The organism is Kitasatospora sp. NPDC048286 (assembly GCF_043201735.1).
In the GTDB taxonomy this organism is placed as follows: Bacteria; Actinomycetota; Actinomycetes; order Streptomycetales; family Streptomycetaceae; genus Kitasatospora.
This window is the reverse complement of sequence record NZ_JBICZE010000020.1, coordinates 114,228-132,737: the sequence shown is the minus strand read 5'-3', so window position 1 is coordinate 132,737 and position 18,510 is coordinate 114,228. Positions and strand designations below refer to the sequence as shown.

General features: G+C 73.0%; 20 protein-coding genes. 12 read left to right on the top strand and 8 right to left on the bottom strand.

Going from position 1 to position 18,510, the window contains the following annotated elements:
* Positions 1-194: 194 nt before the first annotated feature.
* The 5 genes from ACGF13_RS35590 to ACGF13_RS35570 all read left to right on the top strand — a co-directional run bounded on the left by ACGF13_RS35590 (position 195) and on the right by ACGF13_RS35570 (position 3,066).
* Complete coding sequence (locus ACGF13_RS35590) at positions 195-560, top strand: ATP-binding protein (protein WP_392883348.1); 366 nt, start codon at positions 195-197, stop codon at positions 558-560.
* Entirely contained in the window at positions 560-820 is a 261-nt protein-coding gene (locus ACGF13_RS35585) for a hypothetical protein (protein WP_392883347.1), read from the top strand. Before ACGF13_RS35590 ends, ACGF13_RS35585 begins: the two co-directional genes overlap by 1 nt.
* 300 nt (positions 821-1,120) lie before the next feature.
* Positions 1,121-1,636, top strand: coding sequence for a DUF6879 family protein (locus ACGF13_RS35580; RefSeq protein WP_392883346.1), 516 nt, complete (start codon positions 1,121-1,123; stop codon positions 1,634-1,636).
* Positions 1,637-1,674: 38 nt separating this feature from the next.
* Complete coding sequence (locus ACGF13_RS35575) at positions 1,675-2,196, top strand: DUF6879 family protein (protein ID WP_392883345.1); 522 nt, start codon at positions 1,675-1,677, stop codon at positions 2,194-2,196.
* Positions 2,197-2,349: 153 nt separating this feature from the next.
* Positions 2,350-3,066, top strand: a complete 717-nt coding sequence (locus ACGF13_RS35570; RefSeq protein ID WP_392883343.1) for a class I SAM-dependent methyltransferase — start codon at positions 2,350-2,352, stop codon at positions 3,064-3,066.
* Between the two features lie 116 nt (positions 3,067-3,182).
* Here ACGF13_RS35570 and ACGF13_RS35565 read toward each other — a convergent pair whose 3' ends face one another.
* Positions 3,183-5,045 carry a sensor histidine kinase gene (locus tag ACGF13_RS35565; protein WP_392883342.1) on the bottom strand — a complete coding sequence of 621 codons (1,863 nt, stop codon included), beginning with the start codon at positions 5,043-5,045 and terminating at the stop codon, positions 3,183-3,185.
* Complete coding sequence (locus ACGF13_RS35560) at positions 5,035-5,754, bottom strand: response regulator transcription factor (protein WP_392883340.1); 720 nt, start codon at positions 5,752-5,754, stop codon at positions 5,035-5,037. The genes ACGF13_RS35565 and ACGF13_RS35560 overlap by 11 nt, the downstream gene beginning before the upstream one ends.
* Positions 5,755-5,897: 143 nt before the next feature.
* Between ACGF13_RS35560 and ACGF13_RS35555 the strand changes: the two genes are divergently transcribed.
* Together ACGF13_RS35555 and ACGF13_RS35550 are read left to right on the top strand one after the other, a co-directional pair.
* Positions 5,898-6,833: a M20/M25/M40 family metallo-hydrolase gene (locus tag ACGF13_RS35555; protein WP_392883338.1), complete on the top strand. Its 936-nt coding sequence runs from the start codon at positions 5,898-5,900 to the stop codon at positions 6,831-6,833.
* Between the two features lie 23 nt (positions 6,834-6,856).
* On the top strand, positions 6,857-8,290 hold the full coding sequence (locus ACGF13_RS35550; protein WP_392883336.1) for a M1 family metallopeptidase: 1,434 nt from the start codon (positions 6,857-6,859) through the stop codon (positions 8,288-8,290).
* A 146-nt stretch (positions 8,291-8,436) separates the two neighbouring features.
* Here ACGF13_RS35550 and ACGF13_RS35545 read toward each other — a convergent pair whose 3' ends face one another.
* Positions 8,437-8,643, bottom strand: coding sequence for a hypothetical protein (locus ACGF13_RS35545; RefSeq protein ID WP_392883334.1), 207 nt, complete (start codon positions 8,641-8,643; stop codon positions 8,437-8,439).
* A gap of 89 nt (positions 8,644-8,732) precedes the next feature.
* Entirely contained in the window at positions 8,733-9,692 is a 960-nt protein-coding gene (locus tag ACGF13_RS35540) for an alpha/beta hydrolase (RefSeq protein WP_392883332.1), read from the bottom strand.
* 191 nt (positions 9,693-9,883) lie between these two features.
* On the opposite strand from ACGF13_RS35540, the gene ACGF13_RS35535 reads away from it, so the two are divergent.
* From ACGF13_RS35535 to ACGF13_RS35525, 3 genes are all read left to right on the top strand, one after another.
* Positions 9,884-10,780 carry a helix-turn-helix domain-containing protein gene (locus tag ACGF13_RS35535; protein WP_392883330.1) on the top strand — a complete coding sequence of 299 codons (897 nt, stop codon included), beginning with the start codon at positions 9,884-9,886 and terminating at the stop codon, positions 10,778-10,780.
* 94 nt (positions 10,781-10,874) lie between these two features.
* A complete protein-coding gene (locus ACGF13_RS35530; protein ID WP_392883328.1) occupies positions 10,875-11,882 on the top strand; it encodes a DUF4232 domain-containing protein in 1,008 nt (335 codons plus the stop codon).
* Between the two features lie 59 nt (positions 11,883-11,941).
* A complete protein-coding gene (locus ACGF13_RS35525) occupies positions 11,942-12,688 on the top strand; it encodes a hypothetical protein (protein ID WP_392883326.1) in 747 nt (248 codons plus the stop codon).
* 266 nt (positions 12,689-12,954) lie between these two features.
* On the opposite strand, the gene ACGF13_RS35520 is transcribed toward ACGF13_RS35525, so the two are convergent.
* The 4 genes from ACGF13_RS35520 to ACGF13_RS35505 form a co-directional block, all read right to left on the bottom strand.
* The gene (locus ACGF13_RS35520) at positions 12,955-13,413 is read right to left on the bottom strand and encodes a MarR family winged helix-turn-helix transcriptional regulator (RefSeq protein ID WP_392883324.1); all 459 of its coding nucleotides are present in this window, start codon (positions 13,411-13,413) and stop codon (positions 12,955-12,957) included.
* Positions 13,406-14,161, bottom strand: a complete 756-nt coding sequence (locus ACGF13_RS35515; protein ID WP_392883322.1) for an alpha/beta fold hydrolase — start codon at positions 14,159-14,161, stop codon at positions 13,406-13,408. Before ACGF13_RS35515 ends, ACGF13_RS35520 begins: the two co-directional genes overlap by 8 nt.
* Before the next feature lie 122 nt (positions 14,162-14,283).
* Positions 14,284-15,303, bottom strand: a complete 1,020-nt coding sequence (locus ACGF13_RS35510; protein ID WP_392883321.1) for a helix-turn-helix domain-containing protein — start codon at positions 15,301-15,303, stop codon at positions 14,284-14,286.
* 171 nt (positions 15,304-15,474) lie between these two features.
* On the bottom strand, positions 15,475-16,242 hold the full coding sequence (locus tag ACGF13_RS35505; protein WP_392883320.1) for a GntR family transcriptional regulator: 768 nt from the start codon (positions 16,240-16,242) through the stop codon (positions 15,475-15,477).
* 199 nt (positions 16,243-16,441) lie between these two features.
* Here ACGF13_RS35505 and ACGF13_RS35500 point away from each other — a divergent pair, with 199 nt between their 5' ends.
* Both ACGF13_RS35500 and ACGF13_RS35495 read left to right on the top strand, forming a co-directional pair.
* Positions 16,442-17,998: an alkaline phosphatase family protein gene (locus ACGF13_RS35500; protein WP_392883319.1), complete on the top strand. Its 1,557-nt coding sequence runs from the start codon at positions 16,442-16,444 to the stop codon at positions 17,996-17,998.
* A 241-nt stretch (positions 17,999-18,239) separates the two neighbouring features.
* Complete coding sequence (locus tag ACGF13_RS35495) at positions 18,240-18,413, top strand: hypothetical protein (RefSeq protein WP_392883318.1); 174 nt, start codon at positions 18,240-18,242, stop codon at positions 18,411-18,413.
* Positions 18,414-18,510 lie beyond the last annotated feature (97 nt).

Below are 18,510 nucleotides of genomic sequence, written 5' to 3'. Positions count from 1 at the left end.
TAGGGTGAACTTCCCCAAAGAGTGGAAAATTGGATACTCATCTGCGCTACGGTCGATCTCACATCGATCCGACGGATCGTCAGTAACGCCTGCTAGCAAGCACCGCAGAGCAGCCACGCCCATCTCCGCTGGCCTGGCTCACGGCGACACATGTTCCGCCGGTTCCCCCTCACTCACGCCTCGGGAGAACTCCCATGCGTCACATCAACACGCCCACCATCGCCATCGCCCGCCACACCCTCCACAACACCATGACCCGCGTCGGCTGGGCCCCTTCCCTCATCTCCGACGCGCAGCTCGCCCTCTGCGAGCTCCTCGTCAACGCCTGGCGCCACACCGACACCCCCGCGCCGCTGGTCGAGATCATCTCCGTCGGCGACTCCCTGCGCGTCTCCGTCACGGACGAGAGCCCGGTCCTGCCCTCCGCCCCGCCGCTGTCCCTGCTCGCCGAGTCGGGGCGCGGCCTCCAGCTGGTCGAGGCCCTCACCCACCGCTGGGGCGTCGACCCCCACGAGCGTGCCAAATCCGTGTGGTTCGAGCTGCTGAAGGACGCCGCCTGATGATCTACCGACCCGGCCGTCACCCGATGCTGCCGACCGACCCCCGGATCCGGTACTACACCGAGGACCACATCCGCGCCCTGCTGGACGAAGTCCGGGAGCGGGGGCGCGAGTTCGGCCTCATCTTCCCCTCGATCGACACCGACAGGACCATGGACGGCCGTGTCCTCGTCCGCTTCAACACCGCGCCGGCCTCGACGCTGTTGAACCTCCTCACCCTGCTCCTCGACGCCGAACGCAGGACCTCGTGCGATACCTGATCGGGACGGCTTTCGCCGTCCTCCTCGCCCTCGCCTTCGCGACCGTCGCCCTGGGCGTCGTCACCGCCCTCCGCGCGGCCCCGACGCCCGACGAGGACGCCTGACCCGCCCGCCGCCCCCGCCGCCCGCGCGCCGGGGGCTGCGGCACTGCTCCACCCGCGCCCTTGACGGCCCTTCACGGGTGGGGCCAAGGTCGTGGAACCGGTACGGGAGGCAGTCATGACGCCAGAGGGCGTGTACCGGCTGCCCGCCAACATGATCCAGTTCACCCCCCCCGGCCGGACAGCGAGGTCAACGACGATGGCAACAGCGGTTCGTGAGCAGCTGGCGAACGCGCAGCGCTCGGCGGTGCATCTGGAGATGCGGGACAGCTACATGCTGGACGACCCCGACTTCATCGCCTGGCAGCAGGGCAAGCGGCTTGACCCGATGGACCGCGAGTCGTGGTGGCGGTCGTGGCTCGACGTGGTGGCCGAGGCGACCGGCCGTGGGGTCGCCATGCGCCGTCTGCGGGTCGTCTCCGAGCCGGTGACCGACTACATCCGGTACGAGTACGACGTGACGTTTCCGAACGTCGCGGCGGGAGAGGACGTGCGGTGGTTGCCGCGCTCCCGCGCCGGTGATCTGCTCCTGCCCGGCCTGGACGGCTGGGTGATGGATGACGAGGTGGTGATCCTGCACCACTTCACCGGGGACGGGCAGTGGGCCGAGGCCGGCATGGAGGTCCGGAACGATCCGGAACTGGCCAGGCGGTACCTGGCGGCCTACGAGGCCGCCTGGGCGCGGGCCGTCGAGCACGAGAAGTTCACCGTCTGACCTCGACCGACGACTCGCCGAGGACGCGAAGGAGTCACGTGACAACGCCTACCCGTGACGGGCTGGCCAAGGCAACGCGCACGGCCGTTCACCTGGAACTTCGTGACGCCTACGGCGCGAGCGATCCCGAGTTCCAGCGTTGGAGACTCGGCCACCGCTACGTTCCTGAAGACCGGCCCGAGTGGTTCCAGGGCTGGGGTGACGCGGTCCGGGAAGCGGTGTCCCGCGGCGTGGCCGTCCGGCGGCTGCGGATCGTCTCGGAGCCGGTCACCGACTACATCAAGTACGAGCACCACGTGACCTACCTCAACATCGCGGCAGGCGAGCAGGTCCGCTGGCTGCGGCGGGCCGACATCCGGGACACCCCGCTCCCCGCCAACGACTTCTGGCTGTTCGACGACGCACAGGCCGTCGTCAACCACTTCACCGGCGACGGTGAGCTCAACTGCCGCGAGGTCGTCTCCGAAGCCATGGAACCGGGACTGCTGCGGTTCTTCGGCGCGGCCTTCGACTCGCTCTGGGAACTCGCCGTCCCGCACCAGGAGTACGCGCCCGAGTAGTCGAGTTGGTGCCGGGCCTGCGCCGCCGACGACCAGGCGGACGACCCGGCTGCGAGCGGTTGATCGCGGTGGTCCCGACCCGGTCGGGACCACCGCAACCCGGACGGGTGGTCTTCGCCCGAACCCCCGCGCCCGGACCCGCCGGGCACCAGGATGGCCCGAGTGACAACCCCACCCGCCCACCCCGCCGCGTCGGACCTCTGGCACCACTACGGCCGCGCCCGCGCCGCCGCTGACCGGAGCGTCCCCGACGCCTTCCCCTGGGTCTGGGCCCAGGACGGCGGGCCCGGAAGCGAGGTGCTGGGGGACGTCACCGGCCTCGTACTGGCCGACCTCGGCGCGGGCGCCGCCCGGCACGCCGCCCACCTTGTCGTCCACCGCGCCCCGGCCCGGGTCGACGCCATCGACGCCTCTCCGGCTCAGCACGCGATGGCCCGTGACCTCTACGGCCATCTCGCGCCGCGCCTGCGCACCCTGCACGCCAACGCCATCGAACACCTGGAGGCGCACCCGGACGAGTACGACGTCCTCTACTCGGTGTTCGGCGGTCTCGACTTCGCCGACCCCCGCCGACTGCTGCCCGCGGCCGCCCGCGCCCTGCGTCCCGGCGGGCTGCTCGCCGCCTCCACCCTGGGCCACTACGTCGGTGGAGCGCCCGCCGAGCCGGACGTCCGGCACGTCGACATCCCGGCCCGTACCCCGGACGGTACTCCGGCGACGATGCGCCGCTGGGTCCTCCAGGAGCACGTCTGGACGAAGCTGCTGGACGAGGCCGGGTTCACCGCGATCGGCATCGACCGCCTCCCGCCCGCCACTTCGGGTGCCCGCTCGGCCGACACGCTGCTTCTTCGGGCCCACCGGCGGCAGTGAGGAACGCCTTCCCGGCGCCGGCAACAGCAAGGCCCGCGAAGCCGTCGCGGCTACGTGGCGGGCGGTGCCCGGCCGGCGAGTCCCTCAGACGCGCGGGCCTGATGCCCCGAGCGCCCTCAACGGTCCTTCCGCCGGCCGCCGGTGGTCTTCGGCGGGGCAGCAGCCGTGGTGGGAAGGCGCACGGTGAACACCGAACCGGTGCCGGGCGTGCTGGCCGCGCGGACGTCGCCGCCGTGGATCTCGGCGAGCTTCCGGACGATGGCGAGGCCGAGACCGCTGCCGCCGCTCTGGCGGTTGCGGGACTTCTCGGCCCGCCAGAAGCGTTCGAACACCAGCGGCAGGTCCGCCGCGGCGATGCCGTTGCCGGTGTCGGCGACCTCGATGAGTAGGGCGTCGGCGTCCAGGCGGGCCCGCAGGGTGACCGTACCGCCCGGCGGGGTGTGCCGGACGGCGTTGGCGACCAGGTTGCCCACCATCTGGCGCAGACGCACCGGGTCGGCGAACACCTCGTACCCGGCCGTGGCCGCGACCGGTTCGACGGTCAGGCTCACGCCCGACGCCCGTGCCCCGGCGTGGTGGGCGGTGGCGACCTGGGCGAGCAGGTCCTCGGCGTCCACGGTGCGGCGGTGCAGGGCGAGTTCGCCGGCGTCGGCGGCGGCGAGGTCCCGCAGGTCGTCGATCAGGTGCTGGAGCAGCAGGGCCTCCTCCAGCAGCGAACTCGTCAGGGCGCCGTCGGCGGTGACGATGCCGTCCTCGACGGCCTCCAGCCAGCCGCGGATGTTGCTGAGCGGGGTGCGCAGTTCATGCGCGATGTCGCCCACCATCGCCCGGCGCAGCTCCTCGAGTTGTTCGCGGCGCTGCGCCATGGCGTTGAAGGCGGCGGCGAGTCCGGCGATCTCGTCGCGGCCGGTCGTGGCCACCCGGGCGGAGAGGTCCCCGTCGGTCATCCGCCGGGCGGCGCGGGTGAGTGCGTTCAGCGGCCGGGAGAGCCGTAGTCCGACCGTTGTGGTGATCGCCACGGTGACGGCCAGGACCAGCGCGGCGACCTCGGCGACCCGCCCGCGGTGAGGGGCGGACAGGACGGGGCCGGGATCCTCCGCCCCGGCGGGTGCGCCGACGAACAGCAGCACGGGCGGTGCCACGTACCGGACGAGTTGCTGCCGGCGGGAGTTGGCGAGGCAGGCGGAGATCGCCTGTTCCTGAGCCGGGTCACGGGGCGGGGACCACTGCAGTGCCAGGGACAGCGTGACGGGCCGGATCTGCTGGCGTTCCAGGCAGGCGTTGACGAGTGCGGTGAGGTCGGCGAGGGCGGCGCTCTCGGTGCGGGTCGGGGCGTCCAGTACCAGGGGGGACGCGCAGCGTGTGGCGGGGGCCGGGCCGCCGGGGACGCTCACCACGGGGTGTCCGGCGGGGTCGTCGGTCACGGTCGCCTCGACGCCCAGTTCCGACCGCAGGCAGCCGGCCCGGTTGCGAGCGGCCTCCTCCATGGCCGTGCGCTCGGCGGTCGTCAGCCGGAACGGGCCCACGGCGCGGGCGTCGATCCGGTCGGCGGGGGCGTCGGGCAGCATGGCGAGGTCGACGGAGAGCGGGTCGACGGTGGTGGTGGGGGTGTGGGGCAGGACCGTGTGGTCGGCGCCCGCGCCTGCGCCTGCGCCTGCGCCCGGGGCCGGCGCCGCGGAGTCGATGACCGGATCGAAGCGCGGTGTGGCCAGCAGGATGCGCTGCCCTGTGTCGGCGGCGAGCCGCCGCACGGTCGACTCCGCGCCGGTCCAGTCGGGGTGGGTCGCGGCGTAGCCGAGCAGTTCGTGGTAGATCCGGACCTGGTCCGCGAGGGCCTGACGCCGCTCCTGCCTGATCACGCCCGTCGTGGTGCGGGCGGTCAGCCAGGCCGTCGCGGCGATGGAGCAGAGGGAGACCAGGGCGGAGAGGGCGAGCAGCCGGAGCAGCAGGCTGCGGTGCGGCGGGGTGTCACGACGCACCGCGCGGCCCCTCCGCGAGCTTGTAGCCGATGCCGTAGACCGTCAACAGGCGTGTGGGGCGCCGTGGTTGTGGCTCGATCTTGCGACGCAGGTTCATCACGTGGGTGTCGACGGTCCGGGTGGTGATGTACCGGTCGATGCCGTGCAGGTGCTCCAGCAGCTGGGCCCGGGTGAAGACGCGGCCGGGCTGGGCGGCCAGTACCTCCAGCAGCCGGAACTCGCCGGGTGTGCAGCTGACGGGACGTCCGTCCGCGGTGACCTCGTGGCGCAGGGGGTCGACGGTGAGGGCCCCGGTGGTCAGCACCGCCGGCCGGGGCGGCGGGGCGGCGTCCTGGGGCAGCGGGTGAGAGCCGCGGCGCAGCAGGGCGCGGACCCGGGCGACGAGTTCGCGGGGACTGTAGGGCTTGGTGAGGTAGTCGTCGGCGCCGAGGTCGAGCCCGAGCAGCAGGTCCTCCTCGGTGGTGCGGGCGGTCAGCATCAGCACCGGGACGGCGGATTCGGCGCGCAGGGCGCGGCAGACGTCGAGTCCGTCCATGACGGGCATCATCACGTCGAGGACCAGGAGCTGGGTGGGGCCGTTGCGGGCCTGCTCCAGCGCGGCGCGGCCGTCGTGGACGACGACCACGCGATGCCCTTCCCGCTCCAGGTACAGGCGGGCCAGGTCGGCCTGCTTGGGATCGTCCTCGGCGACCACGACATGTGCGCACATGAGGATGATCGTAAGTCGCCCTCCGCAAGGCACTCCCACCGGTTCACGACAGCCTCTCGACAAGTTCCTGACACCGACGGACCAGGGTGGGTGGAACCCGCCGGGGGAGTGCCCCGGCCCCGCCTCCGAAAGGCTCCCGTGTGATGCCCTCCCCCCGTCCGGTGTCCCTCACCGCCCGCGCCCTCGGGGCGGCCCTGCTGCTGTCCACCGTCCCCGCCGTCGCGGCGACGGCCGCCACTCACGGGCCGGCTCCCGCCGTGCCCGCCGTCACGGCGGCGGAGGTGATGCCGCACCTCCAGGCCCTGCAACGGATCGCGGACCGCAACGGCGGCAACCGGGCGCACGGCACCCGGGGGTACGCGGAGTCGGTGGCGTACGTGAAGCAGGCCCTGGACCGGGCCGGCTTCCGGACGCAGCTGCGTCACTTCTCCCACGACGGCAAGGACGGCTACAACCTGATCGCCGACTGGCCGGGCGGCGACCCGAATCACGTACTGCTCTCCGGCGCCCACCTGGACAGCGTCCCGATGGGCCCGGGGATCAACGACAACGGCTCCGGCTCGGCGGCCGTCCTGACCACTGCCCTGCAGGTGGCCAAGGCCAAGCTGAAGCCCGAGCGGCACCTGCGTTTCGCCTGGTGGGGAGCGGAGGAGCTGGGGATGGCCGGCTCGGCGGACTACGTCAAGAACCTGTCCGCCGCCGACCGCAAGGCCATCGACCTGTACCTCAACCTCGACCAGGCGGGCAGCAGGAACGTCCAGCAGTACCTCGTGGTGAAGGACGCGAGGAACGATGGGACCGCGGCCTTCCAGGCCTTCGAGAACTGGTTCGGCGCCCGGGGCCTCGCCACGTTCGACATCCCGCTGGACAGCTCCGACACCCAGTCGTTCGGGGACGCCGGCATCCCGTCGTCCGGGTTCAGCAGTGGCGTCTCGGACTGCCTCCACAGCGCGTGCGACGACCTCGCCAACGTCGACCCCGCGACGCAGGAGACCAGTACCAACGCCCTGATCGGCGTGGTGTGGCAGTTCGCCGCCATGACGCCTGCCGCCACCGCCCCCGCCCCCGCCCAGTCCTGACCACCCGTCCCCAGGAGCCGCAGATGCGCGCACCACTGAGCCACCACCGCCGCAAGGCCGCCGCCCTGGTGGCGGCCACCACCGCCCTCGGCGTCGCCCTGACCGCCGTCCCCGCGGGAGCGGCCGGGGCGGGCGACCCCTACTTCCCCGACGACGGCAACGCCGGCTACGACGTGGCGAACTACGACGTCCGGATCGCCTACGACCCGGCCCGGCCCGACCTGTTGAAGGGCGACACGACCGTCACCGCCCGGGCCCTGCGGTCGCTGGACCGCCTCTCCCTGGACCTCAAGGGCTTCCAGGTCGCCTCCGTCACCGTGAACGGCATCCCGGCGAAGTCGTTCTCCCGCTCCGGCGCACACAAGCTGGACATCGAACCCGCCCGCCGCGTGGCCGGCGGCGCCACCTTCGCGGTGCGGGTGGTGTACGCGGGAAAGCCCGACCCCGAGGGCTGGCACCTGCTGGTATCCGGCGGCGTCAACGCGATGGGCGAGCCGCACTCCGCGACCTCCTGGTTCCCGTCCAACGACCACCCGTCCGACAAGGCCACCTTCTCGCTCACCGCGACCGTCCCCGACGGTTGGACGGCCATCGGCAACGGCCGGCCCGGTCCGACCACCAGCGCGGGCGGTTCGACGACCTTCCGCTGGCGCGAGGACAAGCCGATGGCGACCTACCTCGGCACGGTCGCCATCGACAGGTTCACCGTCCACCGCTCGGAGCTGCCGGACGGGACGCCGGTCATCACGGCCTACGGCCCGGACGTGCCGATCGACGAGATGGCCAAGGCGACCGAGGCCCAGCAGCCGGAGATCCTCGCCTTCCTGGCCTCGACGTTCGGCCCGTACCCGTTCTCCTCCGCGGGCGCCATCGTCCGTGGCGAGCCCAAGGTGTCGGGCACGGGCGCGCCGGACCTGGAGACCCAGAGCCGACCCACCTACACCAGCTACTTCTGGGACGCCGCGGCGGTCCACGAGATCGCCCACCAGTGGTTCGGCGACAGCGTCTCGTTCACCGACTGGCGCGACGGCTGCATCGCCGAATGCGTCGCCCAGTACGCCAACCAACTGTGGGAGGAGCACAGGGGCATGAACCTCGACACCACCTTCTACGCCCACAACATCGAAGAGAACAGGAACAACCCGGCGTACTGGTCCACCAGGCTGTACGACCCCGGCCAGGGCAACGAGCTCAGCGCGGCCCTCTACTTCAAGGGCTCCCTGATGATGCACGCCCTGCGGCGCACCGTCGGAGACGACGCGTTCTTCGGCACCCTCAAGCGCTGGACCGCCGACCACGCCTACGGCAACGCCTCCTTCCCGCAGTTCGAGGCCTTGGCCGCGAAGGTGTCCGGCAAGGACCTCAAGGGTTTCTTCGACGCCTGGGCCCACGGCACGACGATCCCGCCGAAGGAGTACCTCTACCCCGGCACCCTGGCCCCGCTGGCCGGCGGATAGGCCATGTCCGACAATCGACCGCGCGCCCGGCGGGAACCGTTCGGACAGGCTCGGCGGCGCGCCTCGGCGAGCTGACGCGCGACGTCGTCGGAGTACCGAACACCCCACGGCGCAGGAGGTCGGCCGGGCCGACCTCCTGCGCGGGGTCACGCGCTGCCGCCCCTGCCGTGCAGGAGGTCCGCGATGCGCGCGTCGACCTGCTCGGGGGCGTAGCCCCGCCACCTGATCCGGAAGGCCGGTACGGGCGGCGGTGCACCGGCTCCGGACAGGGCCCTGAGGTAGTCGTCGACTTCGGGGCGGTCGTAGCCGCGCCGCACCAGGTCGAAGCCGCGGAACTCCGGTGATGCCGACATGTCGTGGGTCCTCCGGCTCGTTGCGTGGACGGCGTCAGGCCTGTCGATCCTGTCATACGGATCTCGGCAGGATCACCCGGCTCCGGCCGTCAGCCGGTGGCGAGGTGGGCGGTGTAGAAGTCGGCGAGCTTGTCGACGGCCGGGGCGACGTACTCCTCCTTGTCGTAGAGGTCGACGTGGCCGGCGCCCGCGATCCGGTGGAGCTCCTTGGGGCCGGTGGCGCGCTGGTGGGCTTCGACGGCCATCCAGGCGGTGACGGCGTGTTCGCCGATGATCTGGAGGACGGGGCGGGGGCCGATCAGCGGGACGGCGAGGAAGGCGTCGTGAAGCGCCATCCGGTCGACGCTCTCCCAGGCGAGGGTCTTCGCGGAGCGCTCGTGTTCGCCGCGCGGGGTGCAGTAGTACGCGAAGCCCTCGGCGCCGTGCCGTCCGCCCAGCGCGTGGGCCTGCTCGGCGGTCTCCGGGAACACGGGCAGCGCCCCGGGGTCCTCGCCGCGGGCGGCGGCGCCGCGGGCCGCCGCGGCCGCGTCCAGCAGGGCCTCGAAGACGGCCGGGTCCTGGGTGCCGTCGGCGCCGAGGCGGAACTGGCGGGCGGGTTCGGCGGTGGACACGGCGGCCACGGCCCTGACCCGGCGGTCCGTGCCGGTCGCGGCCAGCGCGTAACTGCCCGAGGCGCAGATGCCCAGCAGGCCGATCCGCCCGGCGTCGACCTCGTCGAGGGCCGAGAGGTAGGACACCGCGGCCTTGAAGTCCTCCACCCGCTGGGCGGGGTCCTCCAGGCCCCGCGGCAGGCCGCCCGACTCGCCCTGGTGGGCGGCGTCGAAGGCGAGGGTGACGAAGCCGCGCTCGGCCAGCAGCCGCGCGTAGGTGCCGGAGGTCTGCTCCTTCACGCCGGTGCCCGGGTGGCCGACCACGAGGGCCGGCCGCGGGCCGGGCGCCGGCGCCTGCGGGGTGTAGAGGTGGCCGACGAGCGTGATGCCGGCGCTGTCGAAACGGACGGTACGGACATCACAGGCGGTACGGACGGTACGGACGGCGGTGCGGGCCATGGGGCGCTCTCCACTGGGACGGTGACGGGACGTGACGCACCGGCACCGGGGCCCGGGGCCCCGCCCTGCCGGGCACGCCTCCACGTTCGGCCACCCGCCGTCCGCGCGGGAGAGTCAGACCCGTGCCCGGGAAAGAACCTGCCCCCCCGGAACACGTGCCCCACCCGCCCCGGCACACCGACACTGGAGGCATGACCGCAGACTCCGAGTCCCGGGCGCTGGGCGCCTTCCTCAAGGCCCGCCGGGCCCAGCTGTCCCCACGGGAGTGCGGCCTCCCCGAGACGGACACCGCCCGCAGGGTCGCCGGGCTGCGCCGCGAGGAGGTCGCCCGGCTCGCCGCCATCAGCGTGGACTACTACACCCGGCTGGAACAGGGCCGGGTCCGGGCGTCCGCACCCGTGCTCACCACCCTGGCCCGCGCCCTGCGCCTCGACGACGACCAGCAGACGTACCTCTACGAACTCGCCGGCCGGACCGACGCCCGCCCCCGCCCCCGCCGCCCCGCCCAACGCCTGCGCCCCGCCATGGGACGGCTGCTCGGCCAGCTCACCGACACCCCCGCGCTCGTCCTCGGCAGACGCCTGGACGTCCTGGCCTGGAACCCCGCCGCCACCGCCCTCTACACCGACTTCGCAGCCCTCGCGCCCCACCACCGCAACTACCTGAGGCTGCTGTTCACCGAACCGGTCGTCCGGCAACTGCACCGGAACTGGTCCCACGACGCCCGGGAAGCCGTCGCCGCGCTGCGCATGGAGGCCGCGGCCGACTCCGGCGACCCCGACCTCGCCCGACTCGTCGGCGAACTGTCCCTCCAGGACGCCGACTTCCGCACCTGGTGGGCCGAACACCGCGTCAACAGCGCCGGTTACGGCACCAAGCACTACCGCCACCACCTGGTGGGGGACCTCACCCTCGACTGCGACACCTGGACCAGCCCCGACGGCTCCGGACAGCGCCTCATGGTCCTGACCGCCGAACCGGGCAGCCCCTCCCACGACGCCCTGCGCATCCTCACCTCGTGGACCACCCGGCAACCGGACACCGACCGGCAGCCCAGCACCGACCAGGCGCAGGACCCCACGCGATGAGAACCGCGCCGCCGGCGCTGATCGTGGCAGGTCTGTTGCACACGAAGTGGCGCAGCTCACTGCCGTCCGGCGCGCGGCGTGATCGACTCGCTCGATGCGCCAGTCCTCCACGCCCCGCCGCCCGCTGACGGTTCGTCACATCCCATTCGCCGCCGCAGCGCTGCTGCTCGCGGGCTGTGGCACCGCGACGACCGCGGGCTCCGGCGGCGGACCGGAGGCCTCCGGCAGCCCCGCGCCGTGCGGCACCCCGGCGCCGAGCGCACCCGGCGGCGTGCCGCAGCCGACGAAGCTCGCCCAGGGCGGGGCGCGGATCACCGCCGCCGGGCCCACCTGCTTCGAGTACGAGGTGACCAACCCGAACAGCGAACCGTACGACTTCACCGTGGTGTTCAACGGCCCCGATCCGGGCCAGGGGACGGCGGTGTTCGGCGGCCCCGGGGGAAGGGTGGGGAACCTGACCCGGACCGTCACCGGGCTCGCCCCAGGCGCCACCGAGAAGGGGCGGATCGACCTGACCACGCCCGGCCGGACCCCGCGGACAGGCCAGCCGCCCACCCTGACACCGCCCGAGGCCCGCGTGCCGAAGCCCGAACTCCTCAAGGTCCGCAGCGTGCCCACCGCCGAGGCGCCCAATGCCGGCGGCCCCTGCCCGGCCTCCGGCCTGCGGCTGTACGCCGACGAGGGCGACGCCGCGATGGGCCTGCGCGTGGTCGGGCTGCACCTGCGCAACTGCGGCACCGCCACCGTCACCCTCGACGGCTACCCGCAGGTCCAGCCGCTCGACCTCGACCACAAGCCCCTCGACGGGGTGCGCGTCCTGCGCGGCGGCGCCGAGATCGCCACCGGCACCGGCGCCGACGACCCGCCCCGGCGGATCGACCTGCGCCCGGGGGAGGGCGCCCGCACCACCCTGGTGTGGCGCAACACCACCGAGGCCGGCGCCGGCGAACCGCTCAACGCCCCCTACGTCCGGGTGCGCGCCACCCCCGACGCGGCCCCCGTCATGGTCACCCCGGAACTCGACCTCGGCACCACCGGACGCCTCGGCGCCGGCGCCTGGGTCAGGGAGGACAGCAACGACAAGCCGTCACCGGCAATGTGATCGCACTGTGATCGGACCGTCGTCAAGCGCTGCGATCATGATCACTACGGTACGGCGGTATGTCCCACACCGATCCTGACCAGCCCCAGTCCCAGCGGGTCTGGCCGCGCAACCTCGCGCTCGCCGCCGTCGCCGCCGCACTGACCGCCGGTGCCTGCACCCTGCTGCAGCCCGCCGACGACGAGGGCGACTCCTCCCCGGCCGCCGCGGCGCCGTCGTCGTCGGCGGCATCCGCGATTCCCTCGGCATCCGCGGCCCTCACGACCCCGTCGGCCTCCGCGACCCCCTCGGCCGGTTCCCTGCTGCCGCTCGACCAACTGTTCCCCGCCCGGGTGACGGCGGCCGGCGGCGAGGTCTACACCAGGATCGGATCGAAGGCCATGCCGTCCTGCGTCGAACCGGACTCGGTCGGCCCCCGGCTGATCGGGATGATCCGCGCGTCGAAGGGCTGCCTGGGCGAGCAGATCGCCCTGTACACCGACAGCGCCAAGAACCAGTACAACCTGGCCGTCTTCACCATGGCCGACCCCGTGGACACCGTCCACCTGGTGACCACGCTGAGCATGGCCTTCGACGACTACCAGGTCGGCGCCCAGGCCCCGCCGCCCTCCGCGGGCCTGACCACCCTGCCCCCGGACAGCGGCATGGTGCAGATGTTCTCCGGCGCCGGCCGGGCGATGGTCGCGGGCCTCGGCCAGTGGTCCGACGGCCGCACCGCCGACTACCAGGCCCTCGTCGACAAGCACCTGGACCCGCTGCAGAAGGCGATCGGCCAGGCCGTCTTCGCCCACGAGTCCGCCCGCTGACCGGCCGCGCCGGAATCCGGTGGCCCGGCACGCTCCCCCGTGGCGTGCCGGGCCGCCGGCATGGAAACGGAACTTGAGATTCCGCTGCGCGGTGTTCCTCGATGAGCATGCCAGGGAGGTACCCCGCCGTGTTGGCACCGAGTGGACAGTCCTTGGCATTGCGTGCACTGATCCGGGATTCCCGCCTGCTCGTGCGCATCGGGTGCCCATGATGCGGGGTTCTCGCGTTCACGGCCGTGGTGTCGGTCGTGGTGCCGGCCGTGGCGTCAGTCGAGGGTGAGGCGCTTGTTGAGGGCCTCGCCCGAGGGGAGGGGATCGATGAACCTGTGCAGGAACGTGAGCATCGCGTCGGTGTCCAGGCCCTCGCAGGCGGCGTCCATCGCGCCGTAGAGGAACTCCTCGATCCCGGCGACCTCGGTGGCCAGGCGTTCGCCCTCGGGGGTGAGGCTGAGCTGGAGGTAGCGGCGGTCCGCGTCGTCGGTGCGGCGTTCGACCAGTCCGGCCGCGACGACGCGTTCGACCAGCCGGCTGGGGTTGGTGCCGCTCTCGCACACCAGGAGCTGTCCGAGCCCGTTGAGGCTCAGGGTGCCGTGCTGCTGGAGCAGGCGCAGCACCTCGGCCTGGGACGGGGTGATGCCGTGGGGTTTGAGGGCCTGGATCAGCAGCCGGTTGCCCTCGCGCTGGGCTGCCAGGATCGCGAACCGCAGGTGTTCGGCCTTACGCATCGATGTCCTTCCGGAGGGTCGGCTGGGCGGCGAGGAAGTACTCGACCGCGGCGGCGTAGGTTACCGGGTGGGAGAAGCGGAACATGTGGCCGGTGCGCGGCAGCACGACCTCGCGGGCGTCGGGGATGCCCGCGAGCATGATCCTGGAGGCGTTCTCGCCGATCAGCACGTCGTGCGAGGGGGTCAGGAGCAGGGTCGGGACCTCGACCCGGCCCAGCGCGGCGACGTAGTCGGCGGTGAGACTGGCCCGCACGCGCGCGTCGAAGGACGCGGCCGGGGTGTTGGCGAGGAACAGTTCGCGGCTGCGCGCCTCGCTCCAGGGCACCTGTCCCTCGCCGTCGAACGGGGAGGCGAGGCGGTGGGCGTGGGCCCGCAGCGTCAGCTGGGTGTAGAGCGGGCCGCGGGCCCTGCCGATCACCCGCATCAGGGCCTTCCACGGCTTGGAGTCGACCGGGTTGGCCGCGAATCCGCCGGACAGGACCAGGGCGCGCAGGCCCTTGGGGCGGCGGGTGGCGAGCGCGAGCGCGATGTTCGCGCCGAACGAGTCGCCGACCAGCACCCAGTCGTCCAGGTCCGCGACCGCCTCCTGCACGTGGTCGGCGTAGCGCTCCATGTCGTCGACGCCCTCGGGCAGGCGCAGCGTCCGCTTGGGCGCGTCGCCGTAGGGGGCGAGCTGCTCGGCGCTCCACGGGGCGCCGGAGAAGCAGGGGACGAAGACGAGGGTCGGAATCTTCTCTGAAGTACTCATACCGGACAGGTTACACGACATATGTGTCGTGACATATGTTCACCTGGGATCGGATCGGATCGGGTGGGGGCCGGAGTCGGAGCCGGAGCCGGGGTTGGGACAGCCCTGTCCCGCCCGGGCGGCTACCCGCCGGCCGTCCCGGCCAGGGCGTGGAGGCGGTGATCGCGGGGGGAGAGGCCGTACGCGGCCTTGAAGGCGCGGCTGAACTCGGCGGCGCGGGGCAGGCCGCAGCGGGTGGCGACGGCGTGGACGGGCAGGTCGCGCAGCGCGGGGTCGGCCAGGTCGCGGCGGGCCCGCTCCAGCCGGCGGCGGCGGATGAAGGCGGCGACGGTCTCGCCGCCGGAGTGCCGGGTGAACAGGCGGTGCAGGTAGCTGACGGAGATGTGGTGGGCGGCCGCGATCGCGGTGGGCGTCAGCTCGGGGTCGGGCAGGTTGCGTCCGACGAAGGCCCGGACGTTCTCGACCAGGGCCCGCTGCCGGGTGTCGTCGGGTACGGCGGCCTCGGCGTCCAGCTCCCGGGCGAGCCAGGCGGTCACCAGGTCGACCACGATGCCGCCCAGGCGGGGGCTCTCGGCCGGGCCCAGGGCGGCGGCCTGCCGGTCGAGGCTGAGAAGGAAGTCCGAGACCAGCGCGCCGGATCCCTCCCGGGAGGAGAAGCCGCGGCCCAGCAGGTCCTCCAGCCGGTGCGGTGCCAGCGGCAGCAGGGCGAGGGGGAAGTCGACGCCGACGGCCTCGATGCGCGGGGCCCCGGGGGCCTTGGCGGCGCGGGTGCCGAAGGACCGCAGGTCGAAGGGGTGGGAGCTGTCGAGCATGTGCAGGTTGCCCGGCCCGAAGGTCTCGGTGCGCCCGGTGTCGCGGGTCAGGGTGAAGCCGCCGTCGAGCAGCAGGGTGATGTGGAAGGCCTCCGGGTCCGAGTGCCGCACCCGGCGCGCGGTGCGGTGGAAGCGGGTCGGCGGGAAGGAGCTGCGCAGCAGGGTCACCGGGCCCAGCTCCAGGCGCCGCATCTCCGCCCGGAAGTCGTCGCGGTGCTCGCTGGTCACGTCGCTGTCCCGGGTGCGGCTGACCAGCTCCCGCCAGCAGTCGAACCGCTCCTTCACGGGTACGCCCTCGCTGCGGAACACGCTCTCCGTGTTCGTGGCCACCGTCCGCCCATCCCTTCCGGGGGCCCGTCCCCCTGCCCGGCCGGGGCCCTCCCTCCCCACCCGGTGTCACCGGCACCTCGCAGCCGGTGACACCGAAACCTACAAGGTCGGGCCGGAGGAGGTCAGTCCGGGTACGGGTCCGGCCGCGCTCTGGGTCCGGGTACGCCCCCGTCAGTCGCCCTCCGGCGCGCCGAGGGCGAGGGTGAAGCTGAACCGGTCGCCGCGGTAGAGGCTGCGCACCTGCTCCAGCGGGCGCCCCGCGGCGTCCAGGCTGCGGCGGTGCAGCAGCAGCATCGGCAGCGCCGGCGGGGTGCCGATCAGAAGCGCCTCGCGCGGGGTGGCCAGCACCGTCTCGATCCGCTCGTCGGCGGCGCCGATCCGAACCCCCTGCCCGCGCAGGTAGCCGTAGAAGGACCCCTCCGGGTCGAAGTCCCGCTCCAGTGCGGGCACCCGGGCGACCGGCACGTACGTGGACTCCAGCCCGACCCGCTCCTCGTCCGCGCGCAGCACCCGCTCCAGGTGCCACAGCGGCTCGCCCTCGGGGACCTCCAGGCACCGGGCCGTCGCCGCGTCGGCGGGCAGCCGGTCCAGGGCGATCAGGGTGCGGCCGGGGCGCAGGCCCTGGCGCGAGACGCCCTCGGTGTAGCTGCTCAGGGACAGCGGCTGCTCGATCTTCGGCCCGGCCACCACCGTGCCCCGGCCCTGCCGGCGCAGCCGCCCCTCCAGCAGCAGCTCGCGCAGCGCCTGGCGCACGGTGGCCCGGGCGACGCCGTGACGCTGCGCCAGATCGGCCTCGGTGGGCAGCCGCCCGCCCGGGCCCAGCTCGGCGATCAGCTCCTCCAGGCGGGCCTTGACCAGGTAGTACTTGGGCACCCGGCCGTGCTCGGGGACGCCGGCGCGGGCGGGCTCGGGGGCGGCCCGGGGGATGGGGTGGTTCACCGCGCAAGCCTACCGAGCGCCCCGTGGGCCGTACGGGCGCCCCGGGGCCTTTGATCACGAAAGCGTAACGGGTCTGGTCTGAATTTCGGCGGTTGTTCATACAACCGTGGATTCGGTGAGGGGTCTGCCTCGCCCGCCCGACCCATCCTCACTCCCGGTGCGAATGCACCGCACTGACGACCAGTTGGGAGCCCCTCCGTTGCGCACCTCCCGCCCCACCTCCCGCCCCACCTCCCGCTCCGCCCGCACCGCCGCCCTCGCCGCCGTCACGGTCGCCACCACCGTCGCCACGCTGATCCCGCTGTCCGCCGCCGCCTCCGCCGCGAGCGCCGCCGGCCCGTACCAGGGCCTGCCGAACGGCACCAAGCAGGCCAAGACTCTGGTCATCGGCGTCGACGGCACCCGCTACGACAAGCTGCTCACCGCCGACGCCCCCAACCTCAAGGCCCTGATGTCCGGCGGTATGACCGCCACCAGCAACCTCTACGCCAACCCGCTGGCGCCCACCCTCTCCGGCCCCGGCTGGTCGACCATCGCCACCGGCGTGTGGCCCGACAAGCACCAGGTCAAGGACAACGCCTTCACCGGCTCCCGCTTCGACCTCTACCCCGACTTCGCCACCCGCCTGGAGAACGCCGACCCCGGCAACTCCACCCTGGTGATCGGCTCCTGGAACCCCATCGCCGGCAACGTCTTCAACGGCCGCGCCGACCTGCGCCTCCAGGAGAGCGAGAACGACACCAAGACCGCCGCCGACGCCGTCGACTACCTCTCCCACGGCAACCCCGACACCACCTTCCTGCACTTCGACCAGGTCGACGAGGCCGGCCACAACCACGGCGGCACCAGCCCCGAGTACGCGGCCGCCCTGCACTCCGCCGACGCCCTCGTCGGCCAGGTCCTCCAGGCCGTCAAGTCCCGCCCCACGTACGCCTCCGAGGACTGGCTGATCATCGTCACCACCGACCACGGCCACACCGACGCCGGCGGCCACGGCGGCAACAGCGCCAACGAGCGCCAGACCTTCCTGATCGCCAACGGCACCGGCTACACCCCCGGCTCGCGCCGCTACGACGTCAAGCCCGTCGACATCGCCCCCACCGTCCTCAAGCACGAGGGCGCCGCCATCGACCCGGCCTGGAAGCTCGACGGCCGCCCGATCGACGAGATCGTCCCCGACGACTTCGACGCGCTGCGCCCGAGCCTGCAGACCCGTACCGACGAGAGCGGCATCCCGGCCACCGTGAAGGGCTGGACCCACACCCCGCCGGCCGGCTGGAGCATCGACAACTCCCGCATGCCCAGCGGCGGCGTCACCGAGTGGCGCGGCTGGACCTTCGCCACCGACGAGTTCTGGACGGCCGCCCAGCTCGCCCAGTCCCGCGAGACCAACGTGCGCGCCCGCAACGTGTTCGCCGTCGCCGACTCCGACGAGTGGGACGACAAGGCGCACGGCGCCGGCCAGTTCGACTCCACCCTGGTCAGCCCGGCCTACCCGGTCTCCGGCGCGAGCCGCGGCGTGCTGTCCTTCGCGGCGAACTACAAGATCGACGGGCCGCAGACCGGCGACGTCTACGTGGTCTTCGACAACGGCGCCCCGCAGCTGGTGAAGTCCTACCGCAGCGACCTCAACACCGTCGAGAACCTCCCCGTCACCGTCCCCGCCGGCGCCACCACCGCCCGCTTCCAGTTCCGCTACACCGGCACCAACAGCGCCTTCTGGACCGTCGACCAGGTCGGCTTCACCGCCTCCTGAACCGCACGGCCGCCGGGTGGGGGAGGGGCACCGGGCCCCGCCCCCACCACCGTCGCCGCGCCGAGGGTGCCGGTGTCGGTGCTGGTCAGGATCGCCCCGGCCGGCATGGGGCGCGGCATGCACTGGGCCTGCACCCTCCTGGAGTGCTGACCGGCCCCGACGCCTGAGCGCTCCCGGCGTCCCGAGGCGGCGATCCCCAACTGACGTGAACAACCGGAAGGTTGGTCGTGCACATGGGCTGTTGCGGGCGGCCCGTGCGTCCCTATACTGCCGTTGCCCGACGGCCGGAACCGGCCACGGGCATCCGCTGCCGCGCCCGGCCGGCCCGTACGAGGGAGAACCGATCATGGTCAAGCACTACCTCAAGTACGCCTTCAGCACCCTCACCGCCGCGATGTTCCTCCACATGGTCTGATCCGACCGACGACCCGACCGACGGTCTGACCCGACCGGCGGTCCGACCCGACCGATGGCCTGATCCGATCGATCGCCCGATCCGATCGGCGCCCCGG